This window comes from Streptomyces sp. NPDC015171 (assembly GCF_043079545.1).
In the GTDB taxonomy this organism is placed as follows: domain Bacteria; phylum Actinomycetota; class Actinomycetes; order Streptomycetales; family Streptomycetaceae; genus Streptomyces.
The window spans coordinates 933,852-958,032 of record NZ_JBIBUO010000001.1 but is presented as its reverse complement, the minus strand read 5'-3'; the positions used below and the strand labels follow the sequence as shown (position 1 = coordinate 958,032).

Genomic DNA, 24,181 nt, shown 5'->3' with positions numbered 1-24,181 from the left:
CCCCGGCCGGTGCCGGGGGCCTTGCCGTTCTGCCGTCCGCCCGGCCCGGGGCCCGCCCCCGCTACAGCGAGTCCAGCCAGTGCAGCAGGCGGTCGCCCTCGCGGGTCATGACGGTCGGGTCGCGGAGGGCGTTGGCCAGCAAGGACATGCCCTGGTAGGCGGAGACCAGGGTGAGGGCGAGGTCGTCCGGGGCGGGCAGGTTCAGGGTGCGGAACTGGGCGGCCGTCCAGTCCAGCAGGCGCCGGATCACCGCGCCGGCCTCCGCGTCCAGGGTGCCGTCGGCGCGTTTGCCGAGTTCGACGGCGAGGGTGCCGGTGGGGCAGCCGCGGCGGGCGGCGGTCTCGCGTCCGGCGACCCAGGCCGCGATCAGGCCCTTGAGGCGGTCGCGGGGGTCCGGCAACTCGTCCAGGGCGCCGGTGAGTTCGTCCAGGTGCGCGGTGTGCTCGGTCAGTGCGGCCCGGACCAGTTCGTCCTTGGTCTTGAAGTAGTAGTAGACGTTCCCGACCGGGACGTCTGCCTCGCGTGCGATGTCGGCGAGGGTGGTCCGTTCGACGCCTTGCTCGTGCAGGACCCGGGCCGCCGCCGCGGTGAGCCGTTGGCGCTTCTGGGATGCCCGCGTCTGCCGATTCGCTGAGTTTGTCACCTGACTGACTATAGACAGGCGGGGGTGGGGGCTTGCTAGTGTGCAGCTAGTTAGTTAGTTGACTCACTTAGTTGGGGGATGTCGTGATCACTGTGACGGGTGCGACCGGGACCATCGGGCGGACGCTGGTGGAGCTGCTGGCCGGGGCGGGCGAGGAGGTGGCGGCCGTGTCGCGGCGGCCCGGGCCCGAGCGTCCTGAGCCGGGTGTCCGCTGGGTCCGGGGCGGGGCCGGGGACGCCGCGAGCCTGCGGCCCGCCCTCGAGGGCGCCCGCGCCCTGTTCCTCGTGCTGGGCGGCGAGCTGAACTTCGCGGGCGAGCGCCCCGAGGTGCTGCTCGACGCCGTCGCGGACGCCGGGGTCGAACGGGTCGTGCTGGTGTCCTCGCAGGTCAGCGCCGTCCGCCCGGAGGCGCCCTCACATGCGAGGCTGCGCGCCTTCGAGGCCGCGGTACGGGCGTCCGGGCGGGACTTCACCCTGCTGCGCCCGAGCGGCTTCGCCTCCAACGCCCTCGCCTGGGCCGAGTCGGTCCGCACCCGGCGCACGGTCTTCGCCCCCTTCGGCGATGTGGCGCTGCCGGTGGTCGACCCGGCGGACATCGCCGCCGTGGCCGCCGCCGCGCTGTGCGAGGACGGACACGCGGGGCGGGTGTACGAGCTGACCGGCCCCGAGCCGATCAGCCCGCGCGAGCAGGCGGCGGTGCTCTCCGCGGCCCTGGGCGAGGAGGTGGCGTTCGTGGAGCTGTCCCGGGAGCAGGCGCACGCGGTGATGGCGCGGTTCATGCCGGAGCGGGTCGTCGCCGGAACGCTGGACGTCCTCGGTGCGCCGCTGCCGGCCGAGCGGCGGGTGAGTCCCGATGTGGCGGCGGTCCTGCGCCGCCCGGCCGCGCCCTTCGCGCAGTGGGTCGCGCGCGGCCTGCCGGCGTTCGCCTAGCGGGGGCCCGGCGCGCTACTTCGCGTGCCGGACCGCGTAGATCATGACGAAGGCGAGGAAGTGGATGCCGAAGAGGAAGTAGGCCAGGAAGTACCAGACCTGGCGTTCGTTCCTCGTCTCCTGGGCCAGGCGGCGCTTCTCCAGGGACGCGTCGTACGCCGGTGCGCCGCCGCGGCCGGGCGGGGCGCCGTGCTCCGGGCCGGCGTCCTCGCTCATCACAGTTCCCGGTGCACCTTGGTGTTGGACGCCTGGGCGCGCGGGCGCAGCACCAGCAGGTCGACGTTGACGTGGCTGGGGCGGGTCACCGCCCAGGTGATGGTCTCGGCCACGTCGTCCGCGGTGAGGGGTTCGGCGACGCCCTGGTAGACCTTCGCCGCCTTCTCCTCGTCCCCGCCGAAGCGGGTCAGCGCGAACTCCTCGGTCCGGACCATGCCGGGGGCGATCTCGATGACCCGGACCGGCCGGCCGACGATCTCCAGGCGGAGGGTCTCGGCGAGGACATGGGCGCCGTGCTTGGCGGCCACGTAGCCGCCGCCGCCCTCGTAGGTGCCGTGGCCGGCGGTGGAGGAGACGACCACGACCACGCCGTCGCCGCTCGCCTCCAGCCTGGGCAGCAGGGCCTGGGTCAGGTTCAGGGTGCCGAGGACGTTCGTCTCGTACATCGTGCGCCAGTCGGCGGGGTCGGCGGTGGCCACCGGGTCCGCGCCGAGGGCGCCGCCCGCGTTGTTGACCAGGACGCCGATGGTCTGGAAGGCGGTGGCGAACTCGTCCACGGCCGCGCGGTCGGTCACGTCCAGCTGGTAGGCCACCGCGGAGTGGCCGGCCGCGGTCAGCTCCTCGGCGAGGGCCTCGATCCGGTCCTTGCGGCGGGCGGTGAGGACGACGCGGTAGCCGGCGGCGGCGAGCCGGCGGGCCGTGGCGGCGCCGATGCCGCTGCTCGCTCCGGTGACGACGGCGATGCGGGAGGCGGCGGACGGGGCGGCGGTGGCCATGGCTGCTCCAGGGACTGCGTCGTGGGCGGTTCCGTCCAGCCTAAGTGAGGCTCAGGCGCCGTTCCGCGGCGCCCACATGATGACGGCCATTCCGGCGAGGCAGATCAGCGCGCCGGCGATGTCCCAGCGGTCGGGGCGGAACCCGTCGGCGACGACGCCCCACAGGATGGAGCCGGCCACGAAGATCCCGCCGTAGGCGGCGAGGATGCGCCCGAAGTGGGCGTCCGGCTGGAAGGTGGCGACGAAGCCGTAGGCGCCGAGGGCGAGGACGCCGCCGCCGGCCCACAGCCAGCCCCGGTGCTCCCGTACGCCCTGCCAGACCAGCCAGGCGCCGCCGATCTCGAACAGGGCGGCGACGGCGAAGAGGGCGGCGGAGCGCAGGATCGGCATGGCGGCAGCTTCGCATGCGGGGCGGGCGTCCGGGCGGGGCGGGCTTGTCACCTGTTGGAGGGCGCCTGCCGGGCGGCTCGCGTGGCATACATCGCTACGGCAGCGGTACTGCGAGCGAGGAGTGGTGAGGGCCGTGCGGATGCGGGCGTGGGTGTTGTCCGGGGTGTGTGCCGGTGCCGTCCTGGTGCCGGGGATCGCGGTGGCCGCTCCGGCCCCGGAGGCCGACCTGTCCTTTCACGGGGCCGCGGTGCTGGACGGGGACCAGGTGGATGTCCGGCTGGCGCCGCGCAACGACGGGCCGGCGGCCGTGTCGGACGCCACGGTCCGGCTGCGCTGGTCGGTGCCGCTCGCGGACCGGCAGGAGCTGCCGGCCCGGTGTGCCCGGGAGGACGAGCGGACGGTGCTGTGCGGGACGGGTCCGCTGGCGGCGGCGGTGACGGGGGAGCAGCTGCGGTTCCCGGTGCGGCTGAGTGAGGGGGCGTCGGAGGTGACGCTGGAGATCGACACCGCGTGGAGCGCGGGCATGGTGGACGGTGACCGGTCGAACGACCGGATGACGGTGCTCCTGCTGGCCACCGGGGACCCGTACACGTTCTGACGCCCCCCCGCACGCCCCTTGGCGGGGGTCAGGCGCCGCTGTCCGTGCCGTCCGCGGTGCCGGCGTTCTCCGTGTCGTAGCGTTCGCGGGCGTCGCGGACCTCGTCGAAGTGGGTCTCCGCCCAGTCCTTCACGGCGCTGAGCAGGCCGGCGAGGCTGGTGCCGAGCGGGGTGAGCGCGTAGTCGACGCGGACCGGGACGGACGGGGTGACCGTGCGGCTGATGATGCCGTCCCGCTCCAGCGCGCGCAGGGTCTGGGTGAGCATCTTGGGGCTGACGCCGGCGATCCTGCGGCCGAGGTCGCTGTAGCGCCGGGGGCCGGTGCGGAGGGCGGAGACGACGAGGCCCACCCATTTGTCGCTGAGCCTGCCGAGGAGCTGGTTGGTGGGGCAGCTGCGCAGGAAGGCGTCGTAGTCGATACGGGCCTGCTCGCGTCGCTGGGCGGCGGTCGTGGTCGCCATGGGCTCTCCTCCGGAACTCCTACGCACTCCCAGGTAACTACTTACCAATAGATAGTACCTCTCCTAGGGTTGGTGCTGCGGCCGGGAAATTGCCGCGAAACACATCATCTGCCTTGAAATCATGGAGAGTTGACATGCGTGCTGCTGTGGTGACGACGTTCGGCGGTCCGGAGGCCGTGGAGATCGCGGACGTGACGGTGCCGGAGCCGGGGGCCGGACAGGTGCGGATCAAGGTGGCGGCCAGCGCGGTGAACCCCGTGGACCTGGCCGTGCGGGCCGGTGTCTTCGGCGGGGCGGGCCGGACGCTGGGGCTCGGCTGGGACATCGCCGGGACGGTGGACGCGGTGGGGCCGGCCGCGGCCTGGCGGGTCGGCGACGCGGTGGTGGCCCTGGCGGCGGGCGTGGCCGGTCCGCTGGGCGCGCACGCCGAGTACGCCGTCGTGCCGGCGGACGCGGTGGCCGCGGCGCCGGCCACGGTGGACGCGGTGCACGCGGGCAGTCTGCCGCTGAACGCGCTGACCGCCGCCCAGGCCCTCGACCTGCTGGAGCTGCCGCCGGGCGGCTCGCTGCTGGTGACCGGCGCCGCGGGCGCGGTCGGCGGGTTCGCCGTCCAGCTGGCGGTGCGGCGGGGGTTCGAGGTGACCGGGCAGGCGCGGGCGGCCGACGAGGAGCTGGTGCGTTCGCTGGGGGCCGCGGACTTCACGGCCGGCGGGGTCGCGCCGGGCGGTGTGGACGCGGTGCTGGACGCGGCGATGCTCGGGGAGCCGGCGCTGGAGTGGGTGCGGGACGGGGGTGTCTTCGTCAGTGCCCAGCCCGGTCGGCAGCCCGCCCCGGTGCGCGGGGTGCGGACCACGGCCGTGCAGGTGAGCGCCGACGGGGCGCGGCTCGCTGAGCTGGTCCGGCTGGTGGACGAGGGGGTGCTGACCCTCCGGGTGGCCGCCACCTACGGCCTGGACGAGGCCGCGAAGGCGCACGCCCGGCTGGCCGCGGGCGGGGTGCGGGGGCGGCTGGTGCTGGTGCCGTAGGGGGCGGGGGAGGGGGGCCGGAATATCCCCCGGGGGGTGACCGTTGGAGGGGTATAGTTGAACGGTCAACAACTTGGAGGGTGAGCGACCATGCAGTTCGGGATCTTCACGGTCGGCGACGTCACGCCGGACCCCACCACGGGACGGAACCCGACCGAGCGCGAGCGGATCAAGGCCATGGTCGCCATCGCGCTGAAGGCCGAGGAGGTCGGCCTGGACGTCTTCGCGACCGGCGAGCACCACAACCCGCCGTTCGTCCCGTCGTCCCCGACCACGATGCTCGGCTACATAGCGGCGCGCACCGAGAAGCTGGTCCTCTCCACCTCCACCACCCTGATCACCACCAACGACCCGGTGAAGATCGCCGAGGACTACGCGATGCTCCAGCACCTGGCCGACGGGCGCGTGGACCTGATGATGGGCCGCGGCAACACCGGGCCGGTCTACCCCTGGTTCGGCAAGGACATCCGGGACGGGATCGACCTCGCCGTCGAGAACTACGCCCTGCTGCGCCGCCTGTGGCGCGAGGACGTCGTCGACTGGGAGGGCAAGTTCCGCACGCCGCTCCAGGGCTTCACCTCGACGCCCCGCCCGCTGGACGGCGTACCGCCGTTCGTCTGGCACGGCTCCATCCGCTCGCCGGAGATCGCCGAGCAGGCCGCGTACTACGGCGACGGGTTCTTCCACAACAACATCTTCTGGCCCGCCGACCACACCAAGCGGATGGTGGAGTTCTACCGGAAGCGGTACGCCCACTACGGGCACGGCACGCCCGAGCAGGCGATCGTCGGGCTCGGCGGCCAGGTGTTCATGCGGAAGAACTCGCAGGACGCGGTCCGCGAGTTCCGGCCGTACTTCGACAACGCGCCGGTCTACGGGCACGGGCCCTCGCTGGAGGACTTCACCGAGCAGACCCCGCTGACCGTGGGCTCGCCGCAGCAGGTGATCGAGAAGACCCTGGCCTTCCGCGAGTACGCCGGCGACTACCAGCGCCAGCTGTTCCTGATGGACCACGCCGGGCTGCCGCTCAAGACCGTACTGGAGCAGCTCGACATGCTCGGCGAGGAGGTCGTGCCGGTGCTGCGCCAGGAGTTCGCGAAGGGGCGCCCGGCCGACGTGCCTGAGGCGCCGACCCACCGGTCGCTGCTGACCGCCGCGGAGAAGGAGGCCGTCGCATGAAGCTCGTCGTCGTCTCGGCGGGACTGAGCGTCCCCTCCTCCGCCCGGCTGCTGGCCGACCGGCTGGCCGCCGCGGTGGACCGGCGGACCCCGGTGGACATCCAGGTGGTCGAGGTGCGCGACCTCGCCGTGGAGATCGCGCACACCTTCACCAACGGGTTCCCGGGCAAGGCCCTGGCCGCCGCGCAGGACGCGGTGGCGGGGGCCGACGGCCTGATCGTCGTCACACCGGTGTTCAGCGCCTCGTACAGCGGCCTGTTCAAGTCGTTCTTCGACGTGCTGGACAAGGATGCGCTGGCGGGGAAGCCGGTGCTGATCGCCGCCACCGGCGGTACGGCCCGGCACTCGCTGGTGCTGGAGCACGCGCTGCGCCCGCTCTTCTCCTACCTGCGGGCCGTGGTCGTGCCCACGGGCGTGTACGCCGCCTCGGAGGACTGGGGTGCCGAGGGGCTGCCGGAGCGGATCGAGCGGGCGGCGGGGGAGCTGGCCCGGCTGATGACCGGGCTGTCCGCGGCGAAGACGGACGCCCCGGACGGCTTCCAGGTCGTGCCCTTCGCGCACCAGCTGGCGAAGCTCAGCCCCTCCGGCGTCTGAGGACGGGTCCCGGCGGACGGTGAGAGCCCGGTAAAAAGGGTGATCGCAGGCCCACCGGGCCCGGCCGGAGGGCCGGTGGCCTTGGCAGACTGGGAAGGTGCCCCAGACTGTGCTGCTCGCCGAAGACGACCGTGCCATCCGTCATGCCCTGGAGCGTGCCCTGACGCTGGAGGGGTACGCGGTGACGGCGGTCGCCGACGGCGTGGAAGCCCTGGCACAGGCCCACAAGAACCCGCCGGACGTCCTCGTCCTCGACGTGATGATGCCCGGCATCGACGGCCTCCAGGTCTGCCGCGTGCTGCGCGCCGAGGGCGACCGCACCCCGATCCTCATGCTGACCGCCCTGGTGGAGACCGCCGACCGGATCGCGGGCCTGGACGCCGGCGCCGACGACTACGTCGTCAAGCCGTTCGACGTCGAGGAGGTCTTCGCCCGGCTGCGCGCGCTGCTGCGCCGCACCAGCCCGGTGGCGGCGAACGGGGCGGGCGCGGAGAGCCCGGTGCGCGAGGCACCGGTCTCCGACCGGCAGATGGGCGCCGCGGGCCTGAGGATGGACCTCCAGGCCCGCCGGGCCTGGCGCGGCCGGCGCGAGCTGGAGCTGACCCGCACCGAGTTCGAGCTGCTGGAACTGCTGGTGCGCAACGCGGGCATCGTCCTCGACCACGCCACCATCTACGACCGCATCTGGGGGTACGACTTCGGCCCCGGCTCCAAGAACCTCGCCGTCTACGTCGGCTACCTGCGCCGCAAGCTGGACGAGCCCGGCGCCCCGCAGCTGATCCACACGGTGCGGGGCGTGGGTTACGTGCTGCGGGAGGACTGAGTGGGCCGCCGCTGGCGGCTGCCGGCCCGGTCCCGGCCGAAGCTGGTCTCGCTGCGCACCACGTTCGCGGTCTCCTTCGCCGCCGTCACCGCCGCCGTCACCATCCTGGTCGGCATCCTGTCGTACGGCTCCGCCGCCCGGCTCGTCCGCGTCGACCAGCAGTCGGTGTTCACCCAGGTCGTCCAGGACGTCCAGGGCGAGGTACGGCAGCAGGCCATGGGCCCCGAGGACTTCTCCTCCTCCCGCCCCGGGCACGACCTGGTGCGCCCCGCCCGCACCGATGTGCAGGTGCTCGGCGCCCGGGGGCAGATCGTGGACCACGGCAGCCCGGTGCTGCCCGTCACCGCCCGCGACCGGACGGTGGCCGTCGCGCGCCCGGCCGGGAAGGTCGTCGAGCACAAGGACGTACGGGTGGACGAGGACCTGTTCCGCATCGCCACCGTCTCGCTCGGCGAGGGACGGGGCGCGGTCCAGGTCGCCCAGGAGTTCAGCGACACCGAGGACCTGCTGCGCGCGCTCCAGCAGCGGACGCTGATCCTGATGGCCGCGGTGGTGGTGGCGGCCGGGCTCTTCGGCTGGTGGCTGGCCCGGCGGATCACCCGCCGCCTGGTGATCCTCACGTCCGCCGCCGAGAACGTCGCCCGCACCCGGCGGCTGGGCATCCAGGTCCCGGTGGCCGGTCTCGACGAGGTGGGACGGCTGGGCCGCGCCTTCGACCGGATGCTGGGGCGGCTCGCGCAGTCGGAGGAGGACCAGCGCCGCCTGGTCCAGGACGCGGGCCACGAGCTGCGCACCCCGCTCACCTCGCTGCGCACCAACATCTCGCTGCTGCGCCGGATCGACGAACTCCCGCCCGCCACCCGCGACGAGCTGGTCGCCGACCTCTCCCAGGAGGCCAGGGAGCTGACCGACCTGGTCAACGAGCTGGTCGACCTCGCCGCCGGGCAGTCCGACGCCGAGCCGCTCCAGCGGGTGGACCTCGCCGAACTCGCCGAGGAGGTCGTCGCCCTGGCCCGGCGCCGCACCGGCCGGGACGTCGAGCTGCGGTCGAGCGGTGACACCACGGCCGACGGGCGGCCCGGGATGCTCCAGCGGGCCATCTCCAACCTGGTCGAGAACGCCGCCAAGTTCGACCGGGGCGGCAAGGCGCCGATCCAGGTCGCCGTCACCGGGCCCGCCCGGCCGGGCACGGTGCGCGTGGAGGTCCTGGACCGGGGGCCCGGGATCGCCGACGGCGACCTCGACCGGATCTTCGACCGCTTCTACCGCGCCGCCGACGCCCGCTCGCTGCCCGGCTCGGGCCTCGGCCTGTCCATCGTCCGGGAGGTCGCGACGGCCCACGGCGGGGCGCCGTTCGCCTTCCGGCGCGAGGGCGGCGGCTCGGTCATCGGCTTCACGGCCGGCGGCGGGACCGCGGGCGGCGCGGACGGCTGAGCGCGGCCCGGGGTGCCTGGGAGCGGCCCGGCGCCCCTGGCGGGCGGTCCCGGGCGCCCCTAGCGCCCCGGCAGGGTGAGGAAGCCCTCCGCGCGGGCGCTGGCGAGACCGATCCTCGGGATGTCGCTGCTCTTGGCGAAGAGCAGGAAGCGGGGCTCCCACACGGGGCGGTACTTGGCGTTGGCCCGGTACAGCGACTCGATCTGCCACCAGCGGGAGAAGAAGGTGAGGGTCGAGCGCCACAGCCGCAGGACGGGGCCCGCGCCGAGCCGGGCGCCGCGTTCGAAGACCGAGCGGAACATCGCGAAGTTGAGGGAGACCCGGTCGATGCCCGACTCCGGCGCGCGCAGCAGGAGTTCGACCACCATGTACTCCATCAGGCCGTTCTCGCAGGCCCGGTCGCGGCGCATCAGGTCGAGGGAGAGGCCGCGCTCCCCCCAGGGGACGAAGCTGAGCAGGGCGCGCGGTGTGCCGTCGGCGTCCCGGCACTCCAGCATCACGCAGCGGCCGTCGGAGGGATCGCCGAGCCGGCCGAGGGCCATGGAGAAGCCGCGCTCGGTGGCACCGTCGCGCCACTGGTCGGCGCGCTCCACCAGGACGGCCATCTCCTCGGCGGGGATGTCCTCGTGGCGGCGGACGCGGACGGTGTACCCGGCCCGGCGCACCCGGTTGTGGGCCTGGCGCACGACCCGCATGGCGCGGCCGTCGAGGGTGAAGTCGGCGAGGTCCACGATCGCCTCGTCGCCGAGTTCCAGGGCGTCGAGGCCGTGCCGGGCGTAGACGGTGCCGGCCTCCTCGCTCGCCCCCATCACCGCCGGGGTCCAGGCGTGCCGGCGGGCCTCGGCGAGCCAGGCGTCGATGGCGCCGGGCCAGGCCTCCGGGTCGCCGAGCGGATCGCCGGAGGCGAGGCTGACCCCGCCGACGACGCGGTAGGCGACGGCCGCCTTGCCGCTGGGGGAGAAGACGACCGCCTTGTCGCGGCGCAGGGCGAAGTACCCGAGGGAGTCGCGTTCGCCGTGCCGGTCCAGCAGGGCGCGCAGCCGGGCCTCGTCCTCCGGTGCCAGCAGGCAGGCCCCGCGCGGGGCGCGGAAGCAGGCGTAGAGGACCAGCAGGAAGGTGGCGGCCATCAGGGTGTTGATGACCATGTCCGCCCAGCGGGGGGCCTGCACGACGGCGAAGCGGTCGGCGAGCGGGCCGACGCTGATGCCGCGCAGCAGGGTGTAGGCGATCTCGTCCCGGAGCCCGGCGCCGGCGACCTTGTTCGTGGCGTGCACCAGAAGCGTGCCGAGGCCGCCGCAGACCAGGGTGCCGCCCACGCCGACGGCGAGGGCGAGGCGCGGGTTGGAGCGGTCGCCCACGGCGTCGAACTCGCGCCGGCCGAGCAGCAGGGCGGCGACGAACAGGCCGGTGAGGGCCGTGGAGACCCAGTTGAACGGGTGTTCGCGGTAGGGGGCGCGGGTGAGGGCGAGGACGTAGAGGCCGAAGAGCGGTCCGGCCAGGAGGAGGTTGAAGAGCCACGCGGCGCGTTTGCGGCGGCGCATCACCACCGCGAGGAACAGCGCGAGGGCCGCCGAGACCAGACCGGCGGTGGCCAGGTACGGGGTGAAGTACTCGCCCGCGTTGTGCTCGTGCACCTCCTCGCGGAAGGGGAGCGAGAGCACGGCCGCGATGTTCAGCACGGCCAGCAGGCGCAGGTACCAGACGGTGGCCGTGGCGGCGCGGGCGCGCGGCGGTCCGTCTCCGGCGGCGGCACGGAAGGGAGGCGGCAGGAGAGGGATGCGGCGCCGGGGCGCGCGCGGCGCGGGAACCTGCGACGGGATCAGGGCCGTCTGTGGTGTGGGCATGGTGACGGGTCACCCTTGGGGACGGGGACGGGGCATGCAGACCCTACAGTTTGTAGGGTAAGGGGAGGGCAAGGATCCGGGGGACACAAGGGGAACCCCGGGGGTACGGGGACCGCGCGGGCGCTCAGTCGCCGCGGTGGCGCCGGGCCGCCGTCAGTATCCAGGCCAGGTTGCCCACCGCCGCGCCGGCGGCCACCGTGGCGGCGATCACCCCGCCCGTCGCGAGGCCGTCGCTGAACAGATGCGGGCGCCGGTCCAGGCTGTGCAGGCCGAAGCCGCACAGCTCGTACACACCGACGGCGGCGATGAACAGGCTGACGGCCAGGAGGGCCACTGTCGGCGCGAGGCTGCGCGCGCAGACCTCCGTACCGGGCTCCGCTTCCGTGGTGTCCTGCATGGGTCCCCCGTTGAACGACGTCCGAACAGCCCGGTGGCTGCTGGCGGTTGGGAACCTACAATACGTAGGGTCGGTTAGGGTCGATGCCGTGCGGATCTACATCAGCGTGGACATGGAAGGCATCACGGGGCTCGTCGACGCCGAGGACGTCCAGCCCGGCGGCCGGGACTACGAGCGGGGCCGCGCCATGACGGCCGAGGACGTGAACGCCGCGGTACGGGGCGCGCTGAGGGCCGGCGCGACCGCCATCCTGGTCAACGACGCGCACGGCCCGATGCGCAACATCCTCCCCGAGGCGCTGCACCCGGCGGCCCGTCTGGTGCGCGGCAGGCCCAAGCAGCTGGGCATGCTGGAGGGCCTGACCGGGGAGTACGACGCCGCGCTGTGCGTCGGCTACCACTCCAGGGCCGGTGCGCTCGGCGTGCTCAGCCACAGCTTCATGGGCCATGAGATCGAGGACATGTGGCTGGACGGCCGCCCGGTCGGCGAGATCGGTCTCGCCCATGCCACGGCGGCGGCCCTCGGGGTGCCCGTGGTGGCCCTCACGGGTGACGACGCGGCGTGCGCGGAGATGACGGAGTGGGACGCGTCGGTCGCCACCGTCCCGGTGAAGTACGCCCGCGACCGGTTCGCGGCCGAGCTGCGGCCGGAGGCGGAGGCGCGCGAGGCGATCGAGGAGGCCGTCGCGCGGGCGCTGGCCCCCGCCCCGCGCCGGCCCGCGCCGCCCGCCGAGACGGCGACCCTCGCCGTCCGCTGGCAGTCCGCCTCGGTCGCCGCCACCCTGCTCGGCATCCCCGGTGTGACGGCCGAGGACGCCAGGACGGTCCGGGCGGCCGGCCCGCTGCCCGCGCTGTACCGGCAGTTCGGGGTGTGGATGCGGGTGGCGGCCTCGCTGACCAACCAGCCGCCGTACTGCTGACGACCCGGCCCGGGGCGCTGCCGGTGCCCGTGGCCGCGCTGCGCCCGTGACCGCGCCGGCCGCGTACCGCGCGGGGTGGCTAGCCCGGCTGCCGCACCCCGAGGACGTCGAGCAGCGCCCGGGTGGCCGGGCTGGGGTTGAAGCGGCTCCACGCCAGATACTCGGCGCGGTGCGGCCCGTCGGTCACCCGGACCAGCGCGAGCGCGGGGTCCTCGGCGGCCAGCGGCCGGATGAACGCCGAGGGCAGCAGCGCGACGCCGAGCCCGCGCGCGACCAGCCGGGTGATCAGCTCCACGACACCGGCCTCGTACGCGACGTCCCGTGCCAGGCCCGCGGCGGCGAACGCCTGGTCGGACTGGGCCCGGGCGGGCGTCCCGGTCACGAAGTCCACGAACGTCTCCCGCGCGATCTCCCGCAGCGAGACCCGGGAGGCCCCCGCGAGCCGGTGCCCGGCCGCCACGACCAGCACATGCTCGTCATGGTCGAGCACCACGCTCTCCACCCCGGAGGGCCGCTCCCCCTCCGGCAGCCCGAGGAAGGCGATGTCCAGGTCGCCGTCGCGGATCGCCGCCGCCAGATCGTCGCTGCGCCCGGACCGGAGCATGACGCGGACCTCCGGATGCCGGGCGCGGTAGCGCCGCAGCACCTCCGGGACGTCCACGGCGGCGGTGGTCACGATCACGCCGACGGCGAGCCGGCCGCGCACCACCCCGGTCGCGGCCAAGGCGTCGGCCACCGCGCGGTCGGCGGCGGCCAGGCACTCGCGCGCCCGCGCCACGAACGCGGCCCCGGCGCTGGTCAGTTCGACGCGGCGGCTGGAGCGCGCGAACAGCCGCACCCCCAGCTCCCGCTCCAGACCGGCGATCCGGTGGCTGAGCGAGGACTGCACCACCAGGCAGCGCTCGGCGGCCCGGGTGAAGTTACGGGTTTCGGCGACGGCGACGACGTACCGCATCTGCTGGAGATCCACGCGATCATGCTTTCCATTCATCGCTGCGATGACAAGCATGCGTTGGTTTCATCGCCGGTCGGGCCGAGACTTCCGTACATGCATCCCACCGCGACCCAGCTCACCCCGGCCCCGCCGCGGGCCCCGTCCGCACAGCGGGCGGTCACGGTCGCACTGACCGCCCTCGCCCCCGTCTCCTGGGGCACGACCTACGTCGTCACGACCGAACTCCTGCCGCCCGGGCACCCGCTCTTCGCCGGACTCATGCGCGCCCTGCCCGCCGGGCTGCTCGGCCTGGCGATCACGCGCGCCCTGCCGCGCGGCGACTGGTGGTGGAAGACGGCCGTGCTCGGCGCGCTCAACATCGCCACCCTGTTCCCGCTGCTCTTCCTCGCCGCCGAACGCCTCCCCGGCGGCGTCGCCGCCACCCTCGGCGCCACCCAGCCGCTGCTGGTCGCGGCCCTGGCCATCCCGGTGCTCCACGACCGGCCCACCGCCTGGCGCTGGACCTGGGGCGTGCTCGGCGTGGCCGGCGTCGGACTCGTCGTCCTCGGCCCGCAGGCCCGGCTGGACACCGTCGGCGTACTCGCGGGGCTCGGCGGTACGGCCGCCATGGCCGCGGGCGTCGTCCTCACCAAGCGCTGGGGCCGCCCGGCGGGCGCCGGCCCGCTCACCATCGCGGCCTGGCAGCTCACGGCCGGCGGTCTGCTGCTGCTCCCGCTGACCCTGGCGGTCGAGGGGCCGCCGCCCCGGATCGACGCCGGCGCGGCCGGCGGCTACCTCTGGCTCGGCAGCATGGGCGGGCTGATCGCCTACACCCTCTGGTTCCGCGGCATAGGCCGCCTCCCGGTCGGCGCCTCCGCCCCACTGATCCTGCTCTCCCCGCTGGTCGCCACCGTCATCGGCATGGCCAGGGGCGAATCCCTGAGCCCGCTCCAGGCGCTCGGCTTCGCCGTGGCCCTGGCGGCGCTGCTGACCGCCCAGCTCGATCCCCCGAAGATTCTGCGAAAGGAAAAGCTGCGATGAGGACGGGCATGACGATCGCGGTGCTCGGCGCCACCGGAATGGTCGGCGGCCGGGTGATCACCGAGGCCACCGCACGCGGACACCGGGTGCTGGCCCTGTCCCGCAAGCCGGCGGCCGAGCATCCCGGCGTGACACCGGTGCCGCTCGACGCGGACGCCCCGGGCGCCCCGGACGCCGTGTACGAGGCGCTGGCGCGGTCGGACGCGGACGCGGTGGTGCTGGCCGTACGGACGTACCCGGTGGACGCGGACTTCCTGACGTCCGTGACGGGCACGGTCCTGGACGCCGCGGCCCGCCTCGGCATCCGCGTCCTGGTGGTGGGCGGGGCCGGCGCCCTGCGCAGCCCGGGCAGCCCCGGCCTGCTGGTGGCCGACGACCCCGCCTTCGTACCGCGCGAGCTGCGGCCGGTCGCCGCCGCCGGGGTCGCCCAGCTCCAGGTCTGCCGGGCCCATCCGCACCCCGACTGGGTCTATCTGAGCCCCCCGGCCCAGCTCGAACCCGGCACCCGCACCGGCCGCTACCGGCGCGGCACGGACACCCTGCTCACGGCTCCCGACGGCCGTTCGTGGATCAGCGCGGAGGACCTGGCGGTCGCGGTCCTCGACGAGCTGGAGACCCCCGGCCCGGACCGCCACATCACGGTCGCCCGGCCCACCGAGGACACCCCGGCCAGGTAGGGCTCGAACGGGACCGTGCCCGCGTCGACGGACAGCGCCGTCGGGCCGGGCGCGGGCGGCGGGGACGGCGGTGTGGCCGCGCCCGGCGGGGAAGCCGAGGAAGCGGCGGCGGACCCCGCCGGTGCGCGAGAGGGGCTCCGGATGCTCACAGGGACTGGGAGGCGAGGGCCGCGGCGGGGTGGCGGGGGCCGAGGAAGACGACCACGCCGTTGCCGTCGGGGGAGGGGCGGGTGGCCTGGGTCCAGCCCCGGCGCCGGTAGAAGGACAGGGCCTGGTCCGACCGGACGGAGGTGAGCAGCCAGGAGCGGCCCTCGGGGGCGTCGGCGGTGACCGCGTCCAGCAGCGCTCCGGCGAGCCCGGCGCCCCGGGCCGCCGGCCGGACGGCCAGCTCGTCGATCTCGCGGGCCCCGCACAGCCACTCCGCCGTGCGGCCGGGGCCGAGGCCGGCGGCGGCCTGCGGATGGCAGCGGTCCGTGGGGAAGGGGGCGGGCGTGGTCCACGCGGTCGCGAACCCGGCCGCCTCCTCGCCGTCGAGGGCGAGCGCGGCGGTGAAGCCGGGCCGCCGGACGTCCGCGCGCAGCCGCTCGATGAACTCGGCGGCCCTCTCCTCGTCCTCGTTCCAGGGCGGCGCGCAGAAGGCGTCGACGTAGACGGAGCGCAGGGCGACGGTGTGGGCGAGCACCGCGTCACCCGTGAGGATCCGGACGACCGCCATCGGACGCCCCCCTTCCCGCATCGGCTGAGTTATTGCGACCAGTGTGCAATAAGAGGGGGGTGTTGTGTACCCGTCGAACCAGTGCCGCATCCGCGCACCTCGATGTCCCGCGCCCGCATCGGGGAGAAGCGAGGAGAAATGGACGGCGGGCCTGGCCTCGGCGGTCGAACAGCACACCGACTAGGGGCCGAACAGCACAGCGACCTGTTACGACGAGCACCCTGCCCGGTCGTCACGTCGGTGCGCCCACCATGTTCAACGAGGCCCTGCTGGGCGTGCTCCGCGACTGGGCCCCAAGGGCCAGTTCCTGCGCTGCCTGCCTCTTGGGTCAGCGAGTGCCGCGGATCATCACGGCGAGGACTGGTGACGCCGATGATGGCTGGCTCTGCCCGATGTCCTGATAACCCCACGACTTGTAGAGCGCGTGGACCTTTCCGTCGCCGGCGGCCGGGTTGACCATGAGCGTGACGTAGGGCTCATCGCGTGTGGCGAGGAGGGCGTCATGGATGCGGTGTGCGGTGCCGGTCTTCCTCCAGGCCGGTCGGACGCCGATTTCCTTCAGGGCCACGGCCGGGCGCACGGTGTACTTCTCCGCCGGCGTCGGACTGGTGCGCTGCCAGTACCGGTCGCCGTGCTCGATGGTGTTGCCGTAGGCGTAGCCGACCGGATGCCCGTCCGCGTACGCGAGGACTGCGGTGAACCCCGGCTCGCTGCCGTGCCGGTCCAGGCGCTCGCCGAACACGGTGACCGCGTAGTTCGGCAGGTGGAGGAGCGGGGCGCGCACGTCGGCGTACACGTCGAGGAGGTCGCCGCGGGCGGCGTCGAGGGTGGTGAAGGTGCGTAGTTCGATGGCGGGCGCCGTGGTCATGCGGCCATCCTCCATGCGGCGCTGTACTCGGTCCAGGCCTGCACAGTGGCGCTGCCCGGCGCGGTGGCGCGCAGTGCGGCCCCGAACTCCTGCAGCATGCGCGTGACCCGGGCGTGCTGGGTGGCGGCGTCGGCTGGGACCTTCATCGCGGTGGCCGTGGCGGCTTCGGGGGCGCCCTGGGCGAGCTGGGCGTGGGCGAGTCGGGTCGTGGTGATGGCGCGGGACCGGGCCATGTGGGGCCGGAGGGCGGACAGGCAGCGGTGGGCATGGAACTCGGCGGTCGGGTAGTCGCCGAGCGCCAGGTATGCCGATAGCGCCAAGTGGTCCAGTTCAGCCTGGTCGTAGAAGGCGAGCATCCACACCGGGCGGTAGTCGGCGGGGTCGGCGCGCAGCATGGCGTCCTGCGCCTGCTCGAATGCGCGGCGGGTACCGGTGAGGTCTCGTGCCGCGCCGTGGATGGCGCCCTGGCGGGCCAGGCCGAGAGACGCGAACAGGGGGTCGCGGCGTGTGAGGTGGAGGTTGCGGGCGACGTCGTTGGCGGCGAACGCGTCGGAGGGGCGTCCCATGTGGCGGTACATGGTGCCTGCGTGGCTCCAGATGCGGAATTTGATCGCCTGGTCGCCGGACATTTCGGCGAGGGCTTGGGCCTCGCGCATGTGTGCCTTGGCGTCGCTGTAGCGGCGGCCGTCGATGGCGGCCCACATCGCGGAGGAGCGGAAGGCGGCTGCGGAGGCGTAGAGGTTGCTCCGAACGCGCTGGGTGGTGCTGCCGGCGTTCTGTAGGTTGAGCGCCTCGTCGGCGGGAGCGGCGGCCCGCTGCTCGATGCCGAGTTGCCCGCCGTAACGGTGGTCGCTGGCGATGATCTCGGCGAAACGCCTGTTCAGGCGGTTGACATCACTCATGCCGATACGGCGCGGCGATGTGGTGCCGGGAGCTGCTGCGGCGGCGGCAGCCGCTGCGATGCTGCCGACGAGGGTGCGGCGCTTCATGTCGGGGTCCTCCTGCTGCGGTGAGGCGAGGGCGGACGAAGGCCGGTCCCGTGGCACGAATCCTAAAGCGACGGCGGGTAGTCCGGTGACGTCCTCAAGCGCCTTGCGAGCAGTCGACTTTGGCCACGCAACCCGACCCGCCTTCCATGCCCGGACCGATGAGCCGTCGAGTCCTCCAGGACGTCCGGTCAACCGTTCAATGGCGCTGTTCGCGGCCTCGGCGAGGCTGTTGGAGCTGTGGCCGTGTTCGGTCATCCACGCCTCAAGAACGGTGTTGCGGGTGGCGTCCATGCGGGCACGGTAGTCCGCCTGACCCCTACCCGCCAGGTAAAGGAGAGGTCAAAACAGCCTAGGCGGGTCCGTTGGCTGAACGCCTGAACGTCCTAACCGGCGCACTGGAGAGAGGAGTTGTCTGGGCACTGGTCGCCCGCTGCGCCCCGCTGTGCGGGCGGCTGTTGACGGCCCGGCCCACCCCTGAGGTTCCCTGCCAGGGTGGGCCGGGCGCCCAGACGAGTCGAAGGTGCCCCACCCCAATGACGAGTTCGAGAACACATGTTGAGCCCCTCTCCGGCGGCCGCCCCGTGTACAGCCAGACCTTCCCGTGCGAGCCGTCCACGGCCGAGCTTGGCCGCGCACTCGTCCGAGACGTCCTCGGCGTGTGGCACCTCGACGGCCTCGCCGACCGTGCCGCGCTGATCATCACGGAGCTCATCGCGAACGCCTCCAGGCACACTCCGTGTCCCGAGATTCGCCTCACGGTTGGGCGGCCGAGCGCGACTCGACTGCGAGTCGGGGTCGTGGACCGGGAACCATCGCGTCTTCCCAGCCTCAGCCAGGCGACCTACGAAGACGAGTCGGGGCGCGGGCTGCTCCTCGTCGATGCTGTCGCCGACTGGTGGGGCTACGACCTGCACGGCTCGGACAGACGCCCCTGGGGCAAAGAGGTCTGGGCGGAACTCCGTACCGAGGGCGGCAAGTGAGCATCCCGTCCACGGCACCCTCGCCCCTTCCGGATCTGGCCCGACTCCGGCCCCGTCAGCAGATGGCCATGGACTGCGCCCTCTGCGCCCGGCCACTGGGAGCGAGCGGTCGACGGCCGGGCGAGATACGCCACCGGGGCCTGCCGTTCCAGCTCTGGGCCTGCGCCCAACTGCCAGGCGGCCAGATCGACCATCCCGACCAGCTGAGAAAGGGGATGTCCTCCCATGGAGTGGCCGTGGATCACCGGTGATTGCTGGCTCGGCTGCGGGCGTACCGGCGTCCCGGTGATCTGGCTCGGACCAGTGCAGTGGGGTGGGCAACACGTGCTGCTCTACGCGTGCGAGCGGAGCCTCAACCGCCTCAAGTTGCAGGCGCTCGGTTACTTCAGGGGGCGGTAGCCGACCGCCTCTGACGAAGGAAACACCATATGGCAGACGAGAGCGGATCCGGCGAGCAGCAGAACCAGGGCTGTGCTGGTTGTGGCACCCCTGGCCCCCGTAACGCGAGAGGCTACGGCGAAACACAGCACAACACGAGGAGCAACCGATGACCGGCGTGCTGACGACCGATCACCCGGCCTGGCATTCGCAGGAGAACGGCACAGTCGCGCGTGCCGTCCGTACGGCTTCCGGTATCTGGGTCCTGTCCCACGACAGGGAGGGCCTGCACATGCAGTGTGTGCAGGGCACCGAAGACGCGAAGCCCACGTTCGTCCCGACAGACCCCGCCTGCCTGCCCGCCACAGTCCCCGCTGCGCTGCGGGCCGGACTCGACGAGCTCGGCGTCACCCAGCGTCTGGCGAACCCATGGCTGTGGGACGCGATCAGCACCGCGATCCTGCGGCAGGTGGTACGCGCCGGCCAGGCTCGCAAGCTGTACCGCGCCTGGTGCCGCACGTTCGGTACGACTGTCCAGGGTCCGTTCGGTGAGTTCGCCGTGTCACCTGCGCCCGCCGACGTCCTGGCCTTGGCCGACGAAGAGTTCACCGGCGTCGGAGCAAAGTTCCACCGCACCGCCCTGCAGGCCGCGGCGGCCGACTACCAGCAGCAACACACCGAGTGGGAACACCTGGAGGCCGCCGATTTGGTCACCGCGCTGACGGGTATCCCCCGCATCGGTCCGTGGACCGCCGCTGCGGCCTCCGCCGACTTCACCGGCGACTTCAGCATCTACCCGTACGACGACCTCGCCGTGCGCACCTGGGCCGCTCAGATCGCACCCGATCACCCGTGGCCTGACAAGAAAGACAAGGCGTTCGGTCCGCTGTGGACCGGATGGGCCGGAACCGACCGCACTGCCCTGCACACCCTGACTCTCTCCACCCTCACCTGGGGCTCACATGCTCCATGACCTGGAGGATCTATGCGGCAGCTAGAGCTGATCACGGGCGCCGACACCAGCCGCGAGCTCGACGCTCTGTTCGTGAACGCGCCGCTGCGCGACTACACCCTGCGGCCGCGCACCAACGACTACACACTTCCCGTTCTGGGCATGGCCTATATCGCCACCTACGCCCAGCAGGCCGGCTTCAACGTCGGCGTCCTCGACGCTGAGGCGCACGGTCTGGGCAGCGACGAGACCGCGAAGATCGTGAACGGAGCCAGGCCCCGGTGGGCCGCGATGAACCTTCTCGCACCCACTTACGAGATGTCCGCCCGGATCGCTGCCCAACTCGACCCCGCCATTGCTCTCATGGTCGGCGGGCACCACGCCAAGGCCATGCCGGACCGGGTCCTGGCCGACCCACGCATGGTCAACCTGCGGGCACTCATCCTCGGCGAAGGGGAACTGCGCGTCGCTGCGCTCCTGGAGGACGGAACGCGTCGGCGGGAGCTGCCCGGCGTGCTCTGGCGTGACCCGCTGCTCGGCACCCGGGCCGCGGGCATCGCAGATTCGAAGACGAGCGCCCAGATGCTCGGCCCGGATATCAACGCCCTGCCGTACGTCAACCGCGCCTTCCTCCCCCAGGACCCCTACCAGGCCGCGCCCACTGCAACCGACCGGCGCGTCGCTGCCCGCCACCCCGCCGACTGGATCCAGGCCGCCGCCCGCAGCGGGCACATGGAGGCCAACATCGTCGGCAGCCGTGGCTGCCCCTACAACTGCACCTTCTGCGGTGCCGCCTGGAGCGCCAACCCCGACCTCACGATCCGGGTTCGCAGCCCGGAGAACATCATCGGCGAACTCGACCAGCTGCACGACAAGTACGGTGTGACTGCCTTCCGGTTCGTCGACGACCTGTTTCTGGGCGTGCGCAACGTTGTTGAGGAGCAGATGCAAGCGTTCACCCGGCACCGTATCGGCGAGCGGTACGTGTGGGATGCCACCGGCCGCATCAACGTCCTCGACCGGGTCTCCGACAGCGAGCTCGAACGCCTCGTCTGCAACGGCCTGCGCGAAGTGGCCCTCGGTATCGAATCCGGCAGTGACCGCATCCTGAAGGCGATGGACAAGCGGATCAACGCCGAGATGACCGAGCGCGTCGCCAGCCGCCTGGTCGAGCACGGCATCGGCGTCAAGGGCTACTTCATCCTGGGCTTTCCCGGTGAAAGCCAGGAAGACCTCGACGCGACCGTCCGCCACATCCGCAACCTGTGGGAGATTTCCAGCCAGCACCCGGGTGACGTGCGAGCCAGTGTCTTCGAGTTCCGCCCCTATCCGGGCACGCCCATCTGGCAGACCCTCATCCAGACCGGTCACGACCCGGACGCCCTCCTCGCATACGGCGACGTCGATCTCACGGGTGACGGCGCCGACGAGTCGATGCGACAGCGCGACGAGTTCAACTTCTCCGTCGGCATCCAGTTCGGTGACGTGCCGCTCCAGCGGATCCGGTCGACGCTGGCGATGCTCACGAGGGAGCAACACGACCGGAACCAGGGGGCCAAGGAGGTCGCCGCGTGACGGACAAGCGCACAGGATGGTTCGTGACGATCGACGGTCCCAGCGGGGTCGGCAAGTCCACGACGGTAAAGGCGCTCCACGACCATCTCACTGCCCAGGGGCGTCCCGCACGGAAGACGGTCGAGCCGACCACCAGCGAACTGGGCCAGTTCATCCGCAGCCACGCCAACCACATCCACGGCCTGGCCCTCGCTTGCCTGGTGGCCGCCAACCGCTACGAGCACATCGCGAGCGAGGTCCAACCCGCCCTGGTGGCCGGTGAACTGATTATCAGTGACCGCTACCTGCCCTCGACGCTGGTCCTGCAACGGCTCGACGGGGTGCCCTTGGAATTCCTGCTCGACATCAACCGTCACGTGCTGCTGCCGGACCTCGCTGTGATCCTCACCGCGGAACCGGGACTCATCGCCGACCGCATCGCAACGCGCGGCGTCACCCACCGATTCCATCTCGACCCCTCGGCGCCCGGCCGGGAAGTCGAGCTCTACGCCGATGCCGCATTGCAGCTGATGAGGCAGGGGGTAAAGGTGCTGCTTCTCGAAACCAACAATGCCACCCCATCGGACGTAGCACGCCGAATCGCCGACGCCATCCCGGCTCTGCCGATAGCGTCGGTCACCCCACCCAACCATCCAACCCCCCAGGGAACATGAGCGGACAACCGGCACAGCCCGTCATCGACACTCACGTCATCCTCCGCGATGGCGACAAAATCCTCTTCTCGCAACGTGGCGGCCCTTATGGTCACGGCCGATGGCACATGCCGTCGGGCAAACTCGACCAAGGCGAGCCCCTTCCCGATGGCGCCGCCCGGGAGTTGTACGAGGAGACCGGCATCACCGTCGACCCGGTTCACCTTCGCCTGGTCCAGACCGTGCACCACCGGCAGGACGCGCAGGTGGAGCGGATCGGGTTCTTCTTCGAGGCCACCGAATGGGAAGGGCAGCCCATCAACAAGGAGCCTGAGAAGTGCCTCGCCCTTGAGTGGTTCACCGTGCACGACCTGCCCGACGACATCATCGAGTACCCGGAAGCCGGCCTGCGTGGCTACCTCGACGACAGCGGTCCTCTCACAGAACACGGTTGGCAGTAGACATAGACCGGCCGCCTTTTCCACCCCTCGTGGCATGCGGGCGATGGTCCGCGCACCGACCCTAAGGACGGCGCCGTCCTGGCGAAGTTCCTGGACGCCGCGATCCCTCGTCGTGATCGCCGCCGCCCAGCAGACCCTGCTCCACCTCCAGGCCGCCTACGAGCAAGCCGCAGCCGCACCCCTGGCCGCCCTCGCCCAGGGCCGGCCACCCCAGCAGAGGTAGACCGGCACATCCGCCAGGCCGTGCCCGATCATGTGGAGCAGGTGCTCGAAGACCCCGCTTTCGACGCTCTCACCACTGCCCTCGCCGAAGCCGAGGCCGCTGCCTTGTGCGAGGGCCCCGAACATCCTCCATGGGGGGAGGCGGACAACAGGGATCCGAGCTACGGATGACGCGCGCCGCGCAGTGCGCGGGCGTGGTGGGTTGGGCCTGCGCCGGTCCGGCTGGTCGTCGGGTAGCCGGTCGATGGCCTCCAGGCACTTTCGGATCTTGGGGAAGGACAGGTCCGAGGCGAGTTCGGAGCCGGAGAATCAGACGGGCTCCTTGCCGGCGGTGGTGTCTTCGGCTGCGACCTTGTAGCCGCGGACATCGCCGGAACGGAAGTACACGAGCTCGACATGCACGCCGTCGAGGTGGCTGAGCAGGTGGGTCGTACACGCATCTACTGCCGTCGAACGAGACCCGCACCCGCAAGGCGATCGACGACGCTTTCACAAAGGGGAACGGGAGCCGAGGCGAAAGACGACGGCGACCCGCCCGCCGCTCAGGGCACATCAGCACCCGCAACGCGATCAATGTGCCCTCAATGTGCCCGGGCCGCCTGACGGCCCCTCCCAGCACCCAAAAGGGCGAGGCCCGAAAGCCCCGCCCGGCCCCGCCCAAACCCCAGGTTCAGGGCCACACCAAGCAGTAAGGCTGGTGCCCGGCCTCGTGCAGCCGGTGGCTGAAGTCCTGCCATTCGTGGAGCAACTGGTACACGTTGAACGCGTCCCGCGGACCCCCGCGGTCCGGGACCGTCGACCAGATGAAGGCCGCCGCGCCGACCGCTTCCTCGCCGATGCCGCGCAGGGGGTCGACGACCGTCATGGGGAGCTTCACCACGGCGTAGTCGGGGTGCAGGACGACCAGTTCCAGCGGCGGCACCTTGTGCAGGGGGACGCCCTCGATGCCGGTCAGCACCATCGCGGCCATGGTCTCCGGCTTGATCTTGGTGAACATGCCGTTCATGCCCAGTTCGTCGCCGCCGAGTTCCTCGGGGCGCATCGAGATGGGAACGCGTGCCGCGGTCGCGCCGTCCGGCGCACCGAAGTATTTGTACGTCACCCCCACCCGACCACCATTCCTGCTCCCCGCCCGGAGGCGGTCGGCCCGCTGGTCGAGCCGGCGCTCGGCCGGCCGGTCCAGCCTGCTCTCGCGCCGCTGGTCGAGCTCGCGGTCGAGCTCCCGGTCGATCTGCCGGTCGTACCGCTCGGGCTCACTCGGTACACCTTGTGTCTGACGGGCGTCGGACTGCCGTGCTTCCTGCCGTGCCTCGGTCGCTTCCTCCGCGTCGCGCCGGTGCCTTCCCCGCCGGGCACGTCGAGGACCCAGGTCATCAGTCCCCTCGCCCAGTCCGCCACCGCGATGCATATCTCCACCCGACTGCTTTTCTAGGACGCGTGGCCCCCGCCGCGCAACCCGATCATCGTGTCAGTGACCTCCCCCACGTCCGCCCGCCGAAACGTGCGGTGGAACAACAGTCCACGAGGAACT

The 24,181-nt window shown here is 72.4% G+C and carries 27 protein-coding genes and 1 pseudogene; 16 read left to right on the top strand and 12 right to left on the bottom strand.

What is annotated here, in order from left to right; translation table 11 throughout:
* Window positions 1-61 precede the first annotated feature (61 nt).
* Window positions 62-643, bottom strand: coding sequence for a TetR/AcrR family transcriptional regulator (locus ACF073_RS04430; protein ID WP_392066761.1), 582 nt, complete (start codon window positions 641-643; stop codon window positions 62-64).
* Window positions 644-726: 83 nt separating this feature from the next.
* Between ACF073_RS04430 and ACF073_RS04425 the strand changes: the two genes are divergently transcribed.
* On the top strand, window positions 727-1,572 hold the full coding sequence (locus ACF073_RS04425) for an SDR family oxidoreductase (RefSeq protein WP_392066759.1): 846 nt from the start codon (window positions 727-729) through the stop codon (window positions 1,570-1,572).
* Window positions 1,573-1,587: 15 nt separating this feature from the next.
* Here ACF073_RS04425 and ACF073_RS04420 read toward each other — a convergent pair whose 3' ends face one another.
* From ACF073_RS04420 to ACF073_RS04410, 3 genes are read right to left on the bottom strand one after another with little or no spacing between them, the layout of a single operon-like run.
* On the bottom strand, window positions 1,588-1,788 hold the full coding sequence (locus ACF073_RS04420; RefSeq protein WP_392066757.1) for a hypothetical protein: 201 nt from the start codon (window positions 1,786-1,788) through the stop codon (window positions 1,588-1,590).
* Complete coding sequence (locus ACF073_RS04415; RefSeq protein ID WP_392066755.1) at window positions 1,788-2,564, bottom strand: SDR family NAD(P)-dependent oxidoreductase; 777 nt, start codon at window positions 2,562-2,564, stop codon at window positions 1,788-1,790. Before ACF073_RS04415 ends, ACF073_RS04420 begins: the two co-directional genes overlap by 1 nt.
* A 51-nt stretch (window positions 2,565-2,615) precedes the next feature.
* Window positions 2,616-2,954, bottom strand: coding sequence for a YnfA family protein (locus tag ACF073_RS04410; RefSeq protein WP_392066753.1), 339 nt, complete (start codon window positions 2,952-2,954; stop codon window positions 2,616-2,618).
* Window positions 2,955-3,078: 124 nt separating this feature from the next.
* On the opposite strand from ACF073_RS04410, the gene ACF073_RS04405 reads away from it, so the two are divergent.
* Window positions 3,079-3,552, top strand: a complete 474-nt coding sequence (locus ACF073_RS04405) for a hypothetical protein (RefSeq protein WP_392066751.1) — start codon at window positions 3,079-3,081, stop codon at window positions 3,550-3,552.
* A 28-nt stretch (window positions 3,553-3,580) separates the two neighbouring features.
* Here the strand turns inward: ACF073_RS04405 and ACF073_RS04400 are convergent, their stop codons facing one another.
* Window positions 3,581-4,012: a winged helix-turn-helix transcriptional regulator gene (locus ACF073_RS04400; protein WP_392066749.1), complete on the bottom strand. Its 432-nt coding sequence runs from the start codon at window positions 4,010-4,012 to the stop codon at window positions 3,581-3,583.
* A 134-nt stretch (window positions 4,013-4,146) separates the two neighbouring features.
* On the opposite strand from ACF073_RS04400, the gene ACF073_RS04395 reads away from it, so the two are divergent.
* The 5 genes from ACF073_RS04395 (at window position 4,147) to ACF073_RS04375 (ending at window position 9,066) form a co-directional block, all read left to right on the top strand.
* The gene (locus ACF073_RS04395) at window positions 4,147-5,037 is read left to right on the top strand and encodes an NADP-dependent oxidoreductase (protein ID WP_392066747.1); all 891 of its coding nucleotides are present in this window, start codon (window positions 4,147-4,149) and stop codon (window positions 5,035-5,037) included.
* Window positions 5,038-5,127: 90 nt separating this feature from the next.
* Window positions 5,128-6,216 (top strand): LLM class flavin-dependent oxidoreductase, encoded by a 1,089-nt coding sequence (locus ACF073_RS04390; RefSeq protein ID WP_392066745.1) that lies wholly within the window; start codon window positions 5,128-5,130, stop codon window positions 6,214-6,216.
* A complete protein-coding gene (locus ACF073_RS04385) occupies window positions 6,213-6,809 on the top strand; it encodes an FMN reductase (protein ID WP_392066743.1) in 597 nt (198 codons plus the stop codon). The genes ACF073_RS04390 and ACF073_RS04385 overlap by 4 nt, the downstream gene beginning before the upstream one ends.
* A gap of 97 nt (window positions 6,810-6,906) precedes the next feature.
* Entirely contained in the window at window positions 6,907-7,632 is a 726-nt protein-coding gene (locus ACF073_RS04380; protein WP_392066741.1) for a response regulator transcription factor, read from the top strand.
* Window positions 7,633-9,066 (top strand): ATP-binding protein, encoded by a 1,434-nt coding sequence (locus ACF073_RS04375; RefSeq protein ID WP_392066739.1) that lies wholly within the window; start codon window positions 7,633-7,635, stop codon window positions 9,064-9,066.
* A gap of 59 nt (window positions 9,067-9,125) precedes the next feature.
* On the opposite strand, the gene ACF073_RS04370 is transcribed toward ACF073_RS04375, so the two are convergent.
* On the bottom strand, window positions 9,126-10,910 hold the full coding sequence (locus ACF073_RS04370; protein ID WP_392066737.1) for a phosphatidylglycerol lysyltransferase domain-containing protein: 1,785 nt from the start codon (window positions 10,908-10,910) through the stop codon (window positions 9,126-9,128).
* A 124-nt stretch (window positions 10,911-11,034) separates the two neighbouring features.
* Complete coding sequence (locus ACF073_RS04365) at window positions 11,035-11,307, bottom strand: hypothetical protein (protein ID WP_392066735.1); 273 nt, start codon at window positions 11,305-11,307, stop codon at window positions 11,035-11,037.
* An 88-nt stretch (window positions 11,308-11,395) separates the two neighbouring features.
* Between ACF073_RS04365 and ACF073_RS04360 the strand changes: the two genes are divergently transcribed.
* Complete coding sequence (locus tag ACF073_RS04360) at window positions 11,396-12,226, top strand: M55 family metallopeptidase (RefSeq protein WP_392066733.1); 831 nt, start codon at window positions 11,396-11,398, stop codon at window positions 12,224-12,226.
* A gap of 79 nt (window positions 12,227-12,305) precedes the next feature.
* Here the strand turns inward: ACF073_RS04360 and ACF073_RS04355 are convergent, their stop codons facing one another.
* Window positions 12,306-13,196, bottom strand: a complete 891-nt coding sequence (locus ACF073_RS04355) for a LysR family transcriptional regulator (protein ID WP_392066732.1) — start codon at window positions 13,194-13,196, stop codon at window positions 12,306-12,308.
* Window positions 13,197-13,274: 78 nt separating this feature from the next.
* On the opposite strand from ACF073_RS04355, the gene ACF073_RS04350 reads away from it, so the two are divergent.
* Entirely contained in the window at window positions 13,275-14,201 is a 927-nt protein-coding gene (locus ACF073_RS04350; protein WP_392066730.1) for an EamA family transporter, read from the top strand.
* Window positions 14,202-14,209: 8 nt separating this feature from the next.
* A complete protein-coding gene (locus ACF073_RS04345; RefSeq protein WP_392066877.1) occupies window positions 14,210-14,878 on the top strand; it encodes an NAD(P)-dependent oxidoreductase in 669 nt (222 codons plus the stop codon).
* 145 nt (window positions 14,879-15,023) lie between these two features.
* On the opposite strand, the gene ACF073_RS04340 is transcribed toward ACF073_RS04345, so the two are convergent.
* The 3 genes from ACF073_RS04340 to ACF073_RS04330 form a co-directional block, all read right to left on the bottom strand.
* A complete protein-coding gene (locus ACF073_RS04340) occupies window positions 15,024-15,593 on the bottom strand; it encodes a GNAT family N-acetyltransferase (protein ID WP_392066728.1) in 570 nt (189 codons plus the stop codon).
* A gap of 328 nt (window positions 15,594-15,921) precedes the next feature.
* Window positions 15,922-16,461: a GNAT family N-acetyltransferase gene (locus tag ACF073_RS04335; RefSeq protein WP_392066726.1), complete on the bottom strand. Its 540-nt coding sequence runs from the start codon at window positions 16,459-16,461 to the stop codon at window positions 15,922-15,924.
* Window positions 16,458-17,741, bottom strand: coding sequence for an XRE family transcriptional regulator (locus ACF073_RS04330; protein ID WP_392066724.1), 1,284 nt, complete (start codon window positions 17,739-17,741; stop codon window positions 16,458-16,460). Before ACF073_RS04330 ends, ACF073_RS04335 begins: the two co-directional genes overlap by 4 nt.
* A 242-nt stretch (window positions 17,742-17,983) precedes the next feature.
* Between ACF073_RS04330 and ACF073_RS04325 the strand changes: the two genes are divergently transcribed.
* The 6 genes and pseudogenes from ACF073_RS04325 to ACF073_RS04300 all read left to right on the top strand — a co-directional run.
* Window positions 17,984-18,430 carry an ATP-binding protein gene (locus ACF073_RS04325; protein WP_392066722.1) on the top strand — a complete coding sequence of 149 codons (447 nt, stop codon included), beginning with the start codon at window positions 17,984-17,986 and terminating at the stop codon, window positions 18,428-18,430.
* A gap of 547 nt (window positions 18,431-18,977) precedes the next feature.
* Window positions 18,978-19,781, top strand: coding sequence for a hypothetical protein (locus ACF073_RS04320; protein ID WP_392066720.1), 804 nt, complete (start codon window positions 18,978-18,980; stop codon window positions 19,779-19,781).
* Window positions 19,782-19,853: 72 nt separating this feature from the next.
* Window positions 19,854-21,335 (top strand): B12-binding domain-containing radical SAM protein, encoded by a 1,482-nt coding sequence (locus ACF073_RS04315; protein ID WP_392066718.1) that lies wholly within the window; start codon window positions 19,854-19,856, stop codon window positions 21,333-21,335.
* Window positions 21,332-21,988: a dTMP kinase gene (gene tmk / locus ACF073_RS04310; RefSeq protein WP_392066716.1), complete on the top strand. Its 657-nt coding sequence runs from the start codon at window positions 21,332-21,334 to the stop codon at window positions 21,986-21,988. Before ACF073_RS04315 ends, tmk begins: the two co-directional genes overlap by 4 nt.
* Window positions 21,985-22,428: an NUDIX domain-containing protein gene (locus ACF073_RS04305; RefSeq protein WP_392066714.1), complete on the top strand. Its 444-nt coding sequence runs from the start codon at window positions 21,985-21,987 to the stop codon at window positions 22,426-22,428. The genes tmk and ACF073_RS04305 overlap by 4 nt, the downstream gene beginning before the upstream one ends.
* 34 nt (window positions 22,429-22,462) lie before the next feature.
* Window positions 22,463-22,821: pseudogene (locus ACF073_RS04300) on the top strand (mobilization protein); the annotation flags it as partial.
* A gap of 499 nt (window positions 22,822-23,320) precedes the next feature.
* Here ACF073_RS04300 and ACF073_RS04295 read toward each other — a convergent pair.
* The gene (locus tag ACF073_RS04295; RefSeq protein ID WP_003974483.1) at window positions 23,321-23,758 is read right to left on the bottom strand and encodes a hypothetical protein; all 438 of its coding nucleotides are present in this window, start codon (window positions 23,756-23,758) and stop codon (window positions 23,321-23,323) included.
* Between the last annotated feature and the right edge of the window lie 423 nt (window positions 23,759-24,181).

Excerpts from the sequence above, each read along its gene's own strand:
- ACF073_RS04420 (WP_392066757.1), bottom strand. The coding sequence starts at position 1,788 with ATGAGCGAGGACGCCGGCCCGGAGCACGGCGCCCCGCCCGGCCGCGGC.
- ACF073_RS04415 (WP_392066755.1), bottom strand. The coding sequence starts at position 2,564 with ATGGCCACCGCCGCCCCGTCCGCCGCCTCCCGCATCGCCGTCGTCACC.
- ACF073_RS04410 (WP_392066753.1), bottom strand. The coding sequence starts at position 2,954 with ATGCCGATCCTGCGCTCCGCCGCCCTCTTCGCCGTCGCCGCCCTGTTC.
- ACF073_RS04400 (WP_392066749.1), bottom strand. The coding sequence starts at position 4,012 with ATGGCGACCACGACCGCCGCCCAGCGACGCGAGCAGGCCCGTATCGAC.
- ACF073_RS04395 (WP_392066747.1), top strand. The coding sequence starts at position 4,147 with ATGCGTGCTGCTGTGGTGACGACGTTCGGCGGTCCGGAGGCCGTGGAG.
- ACF073_RS04390 (WP_392066745.1), top strand. The coding sequence starts at position 5,128 with ATGCAGTTCGGGATCTTCACGGTCGGCGACGTCACGCCGGACCCCACC.
- ACF073_RS04385 (WP_392066743.1), top strand. The coding sequence starts at position 6,213 with ATGAAGCTCGTCGTCGTCTCGGCGGGACTGAGCGTCCCCTCCTCCGCC.
- ACF073_RS04370 (WP_392066737.1), bottom strand. The coding sequence starts at position 10,910 with ATGCCCACACCACAGACGGCCCTGATCCCGTCGCAGGTTCCCGCGCCG.
- ACF073_RS04365 (WP_392066735.1), bottom strand. The coding sequence starts at position 11,307 with ATGCAGGACACCACGGAAGCGGAGCCCGGTACGGAGGTCTGCGCGCGC.
- ACF073_RS04350 (WP_392066730.1), top strand. The coding sequence starts at position 13,275 with ATGCATCCCACCGCGACCCAGCTCACCCCGGCCCCGCCGCGGGCCCCG.
- ACF073_RS04345 (WP_392066877.1), top strand. The coding sequence starts at position 14,210 with ATGACGATCGCGGTGCTCGGCGCCACCGGAATGGTCGGCGGCCGGGTG.
- ACF073_RS04340 (WP_392066728.1), bottom strand. The coding sequence starts at position 15,593 with ATGGCGGTCGTCCGGATCCTCACGGGTGACGCGGTGCTCGCCCACACC.
- ACF073_RS04335 (WP_392066726.1), bottom strand. The coding sequence starts at position 16,461 with ATGACCACGGCGCCCGCCATCGAACTACGCACCTTCACCACCCTCGAC.
- ACF073_RS04330 (WP_392066724.1), bottom strand. The coding sequence starts at position 17,741 with ATGGACGCCACCCGCAACACCGTTCTTGAGGCGTGGATGACCGAACAC.
- ACF073_RS04325 (WP_392066722.1), top strand. The coding sequence starts at position 17,984 with ATGACGAGTTCGAGAACACATGTTGAGCCCCTCTCCGGCGGCCGCCCC.
- ACF073_RS04320 (WP_392066720.1), top strand. The coding sequence starts at position 18,978 with ATGACCGGCGTGCTGACGACCGATCACCCGGCCTGGCATTCGCAGGAG.
- ACF073_RS04305 (WP_392066714.1), top strand. The coding sequence starts at position 21,985 with ATGAGCGGACAACCGGCACAGCCCGTCATCGACACTCACGTCATCCTC.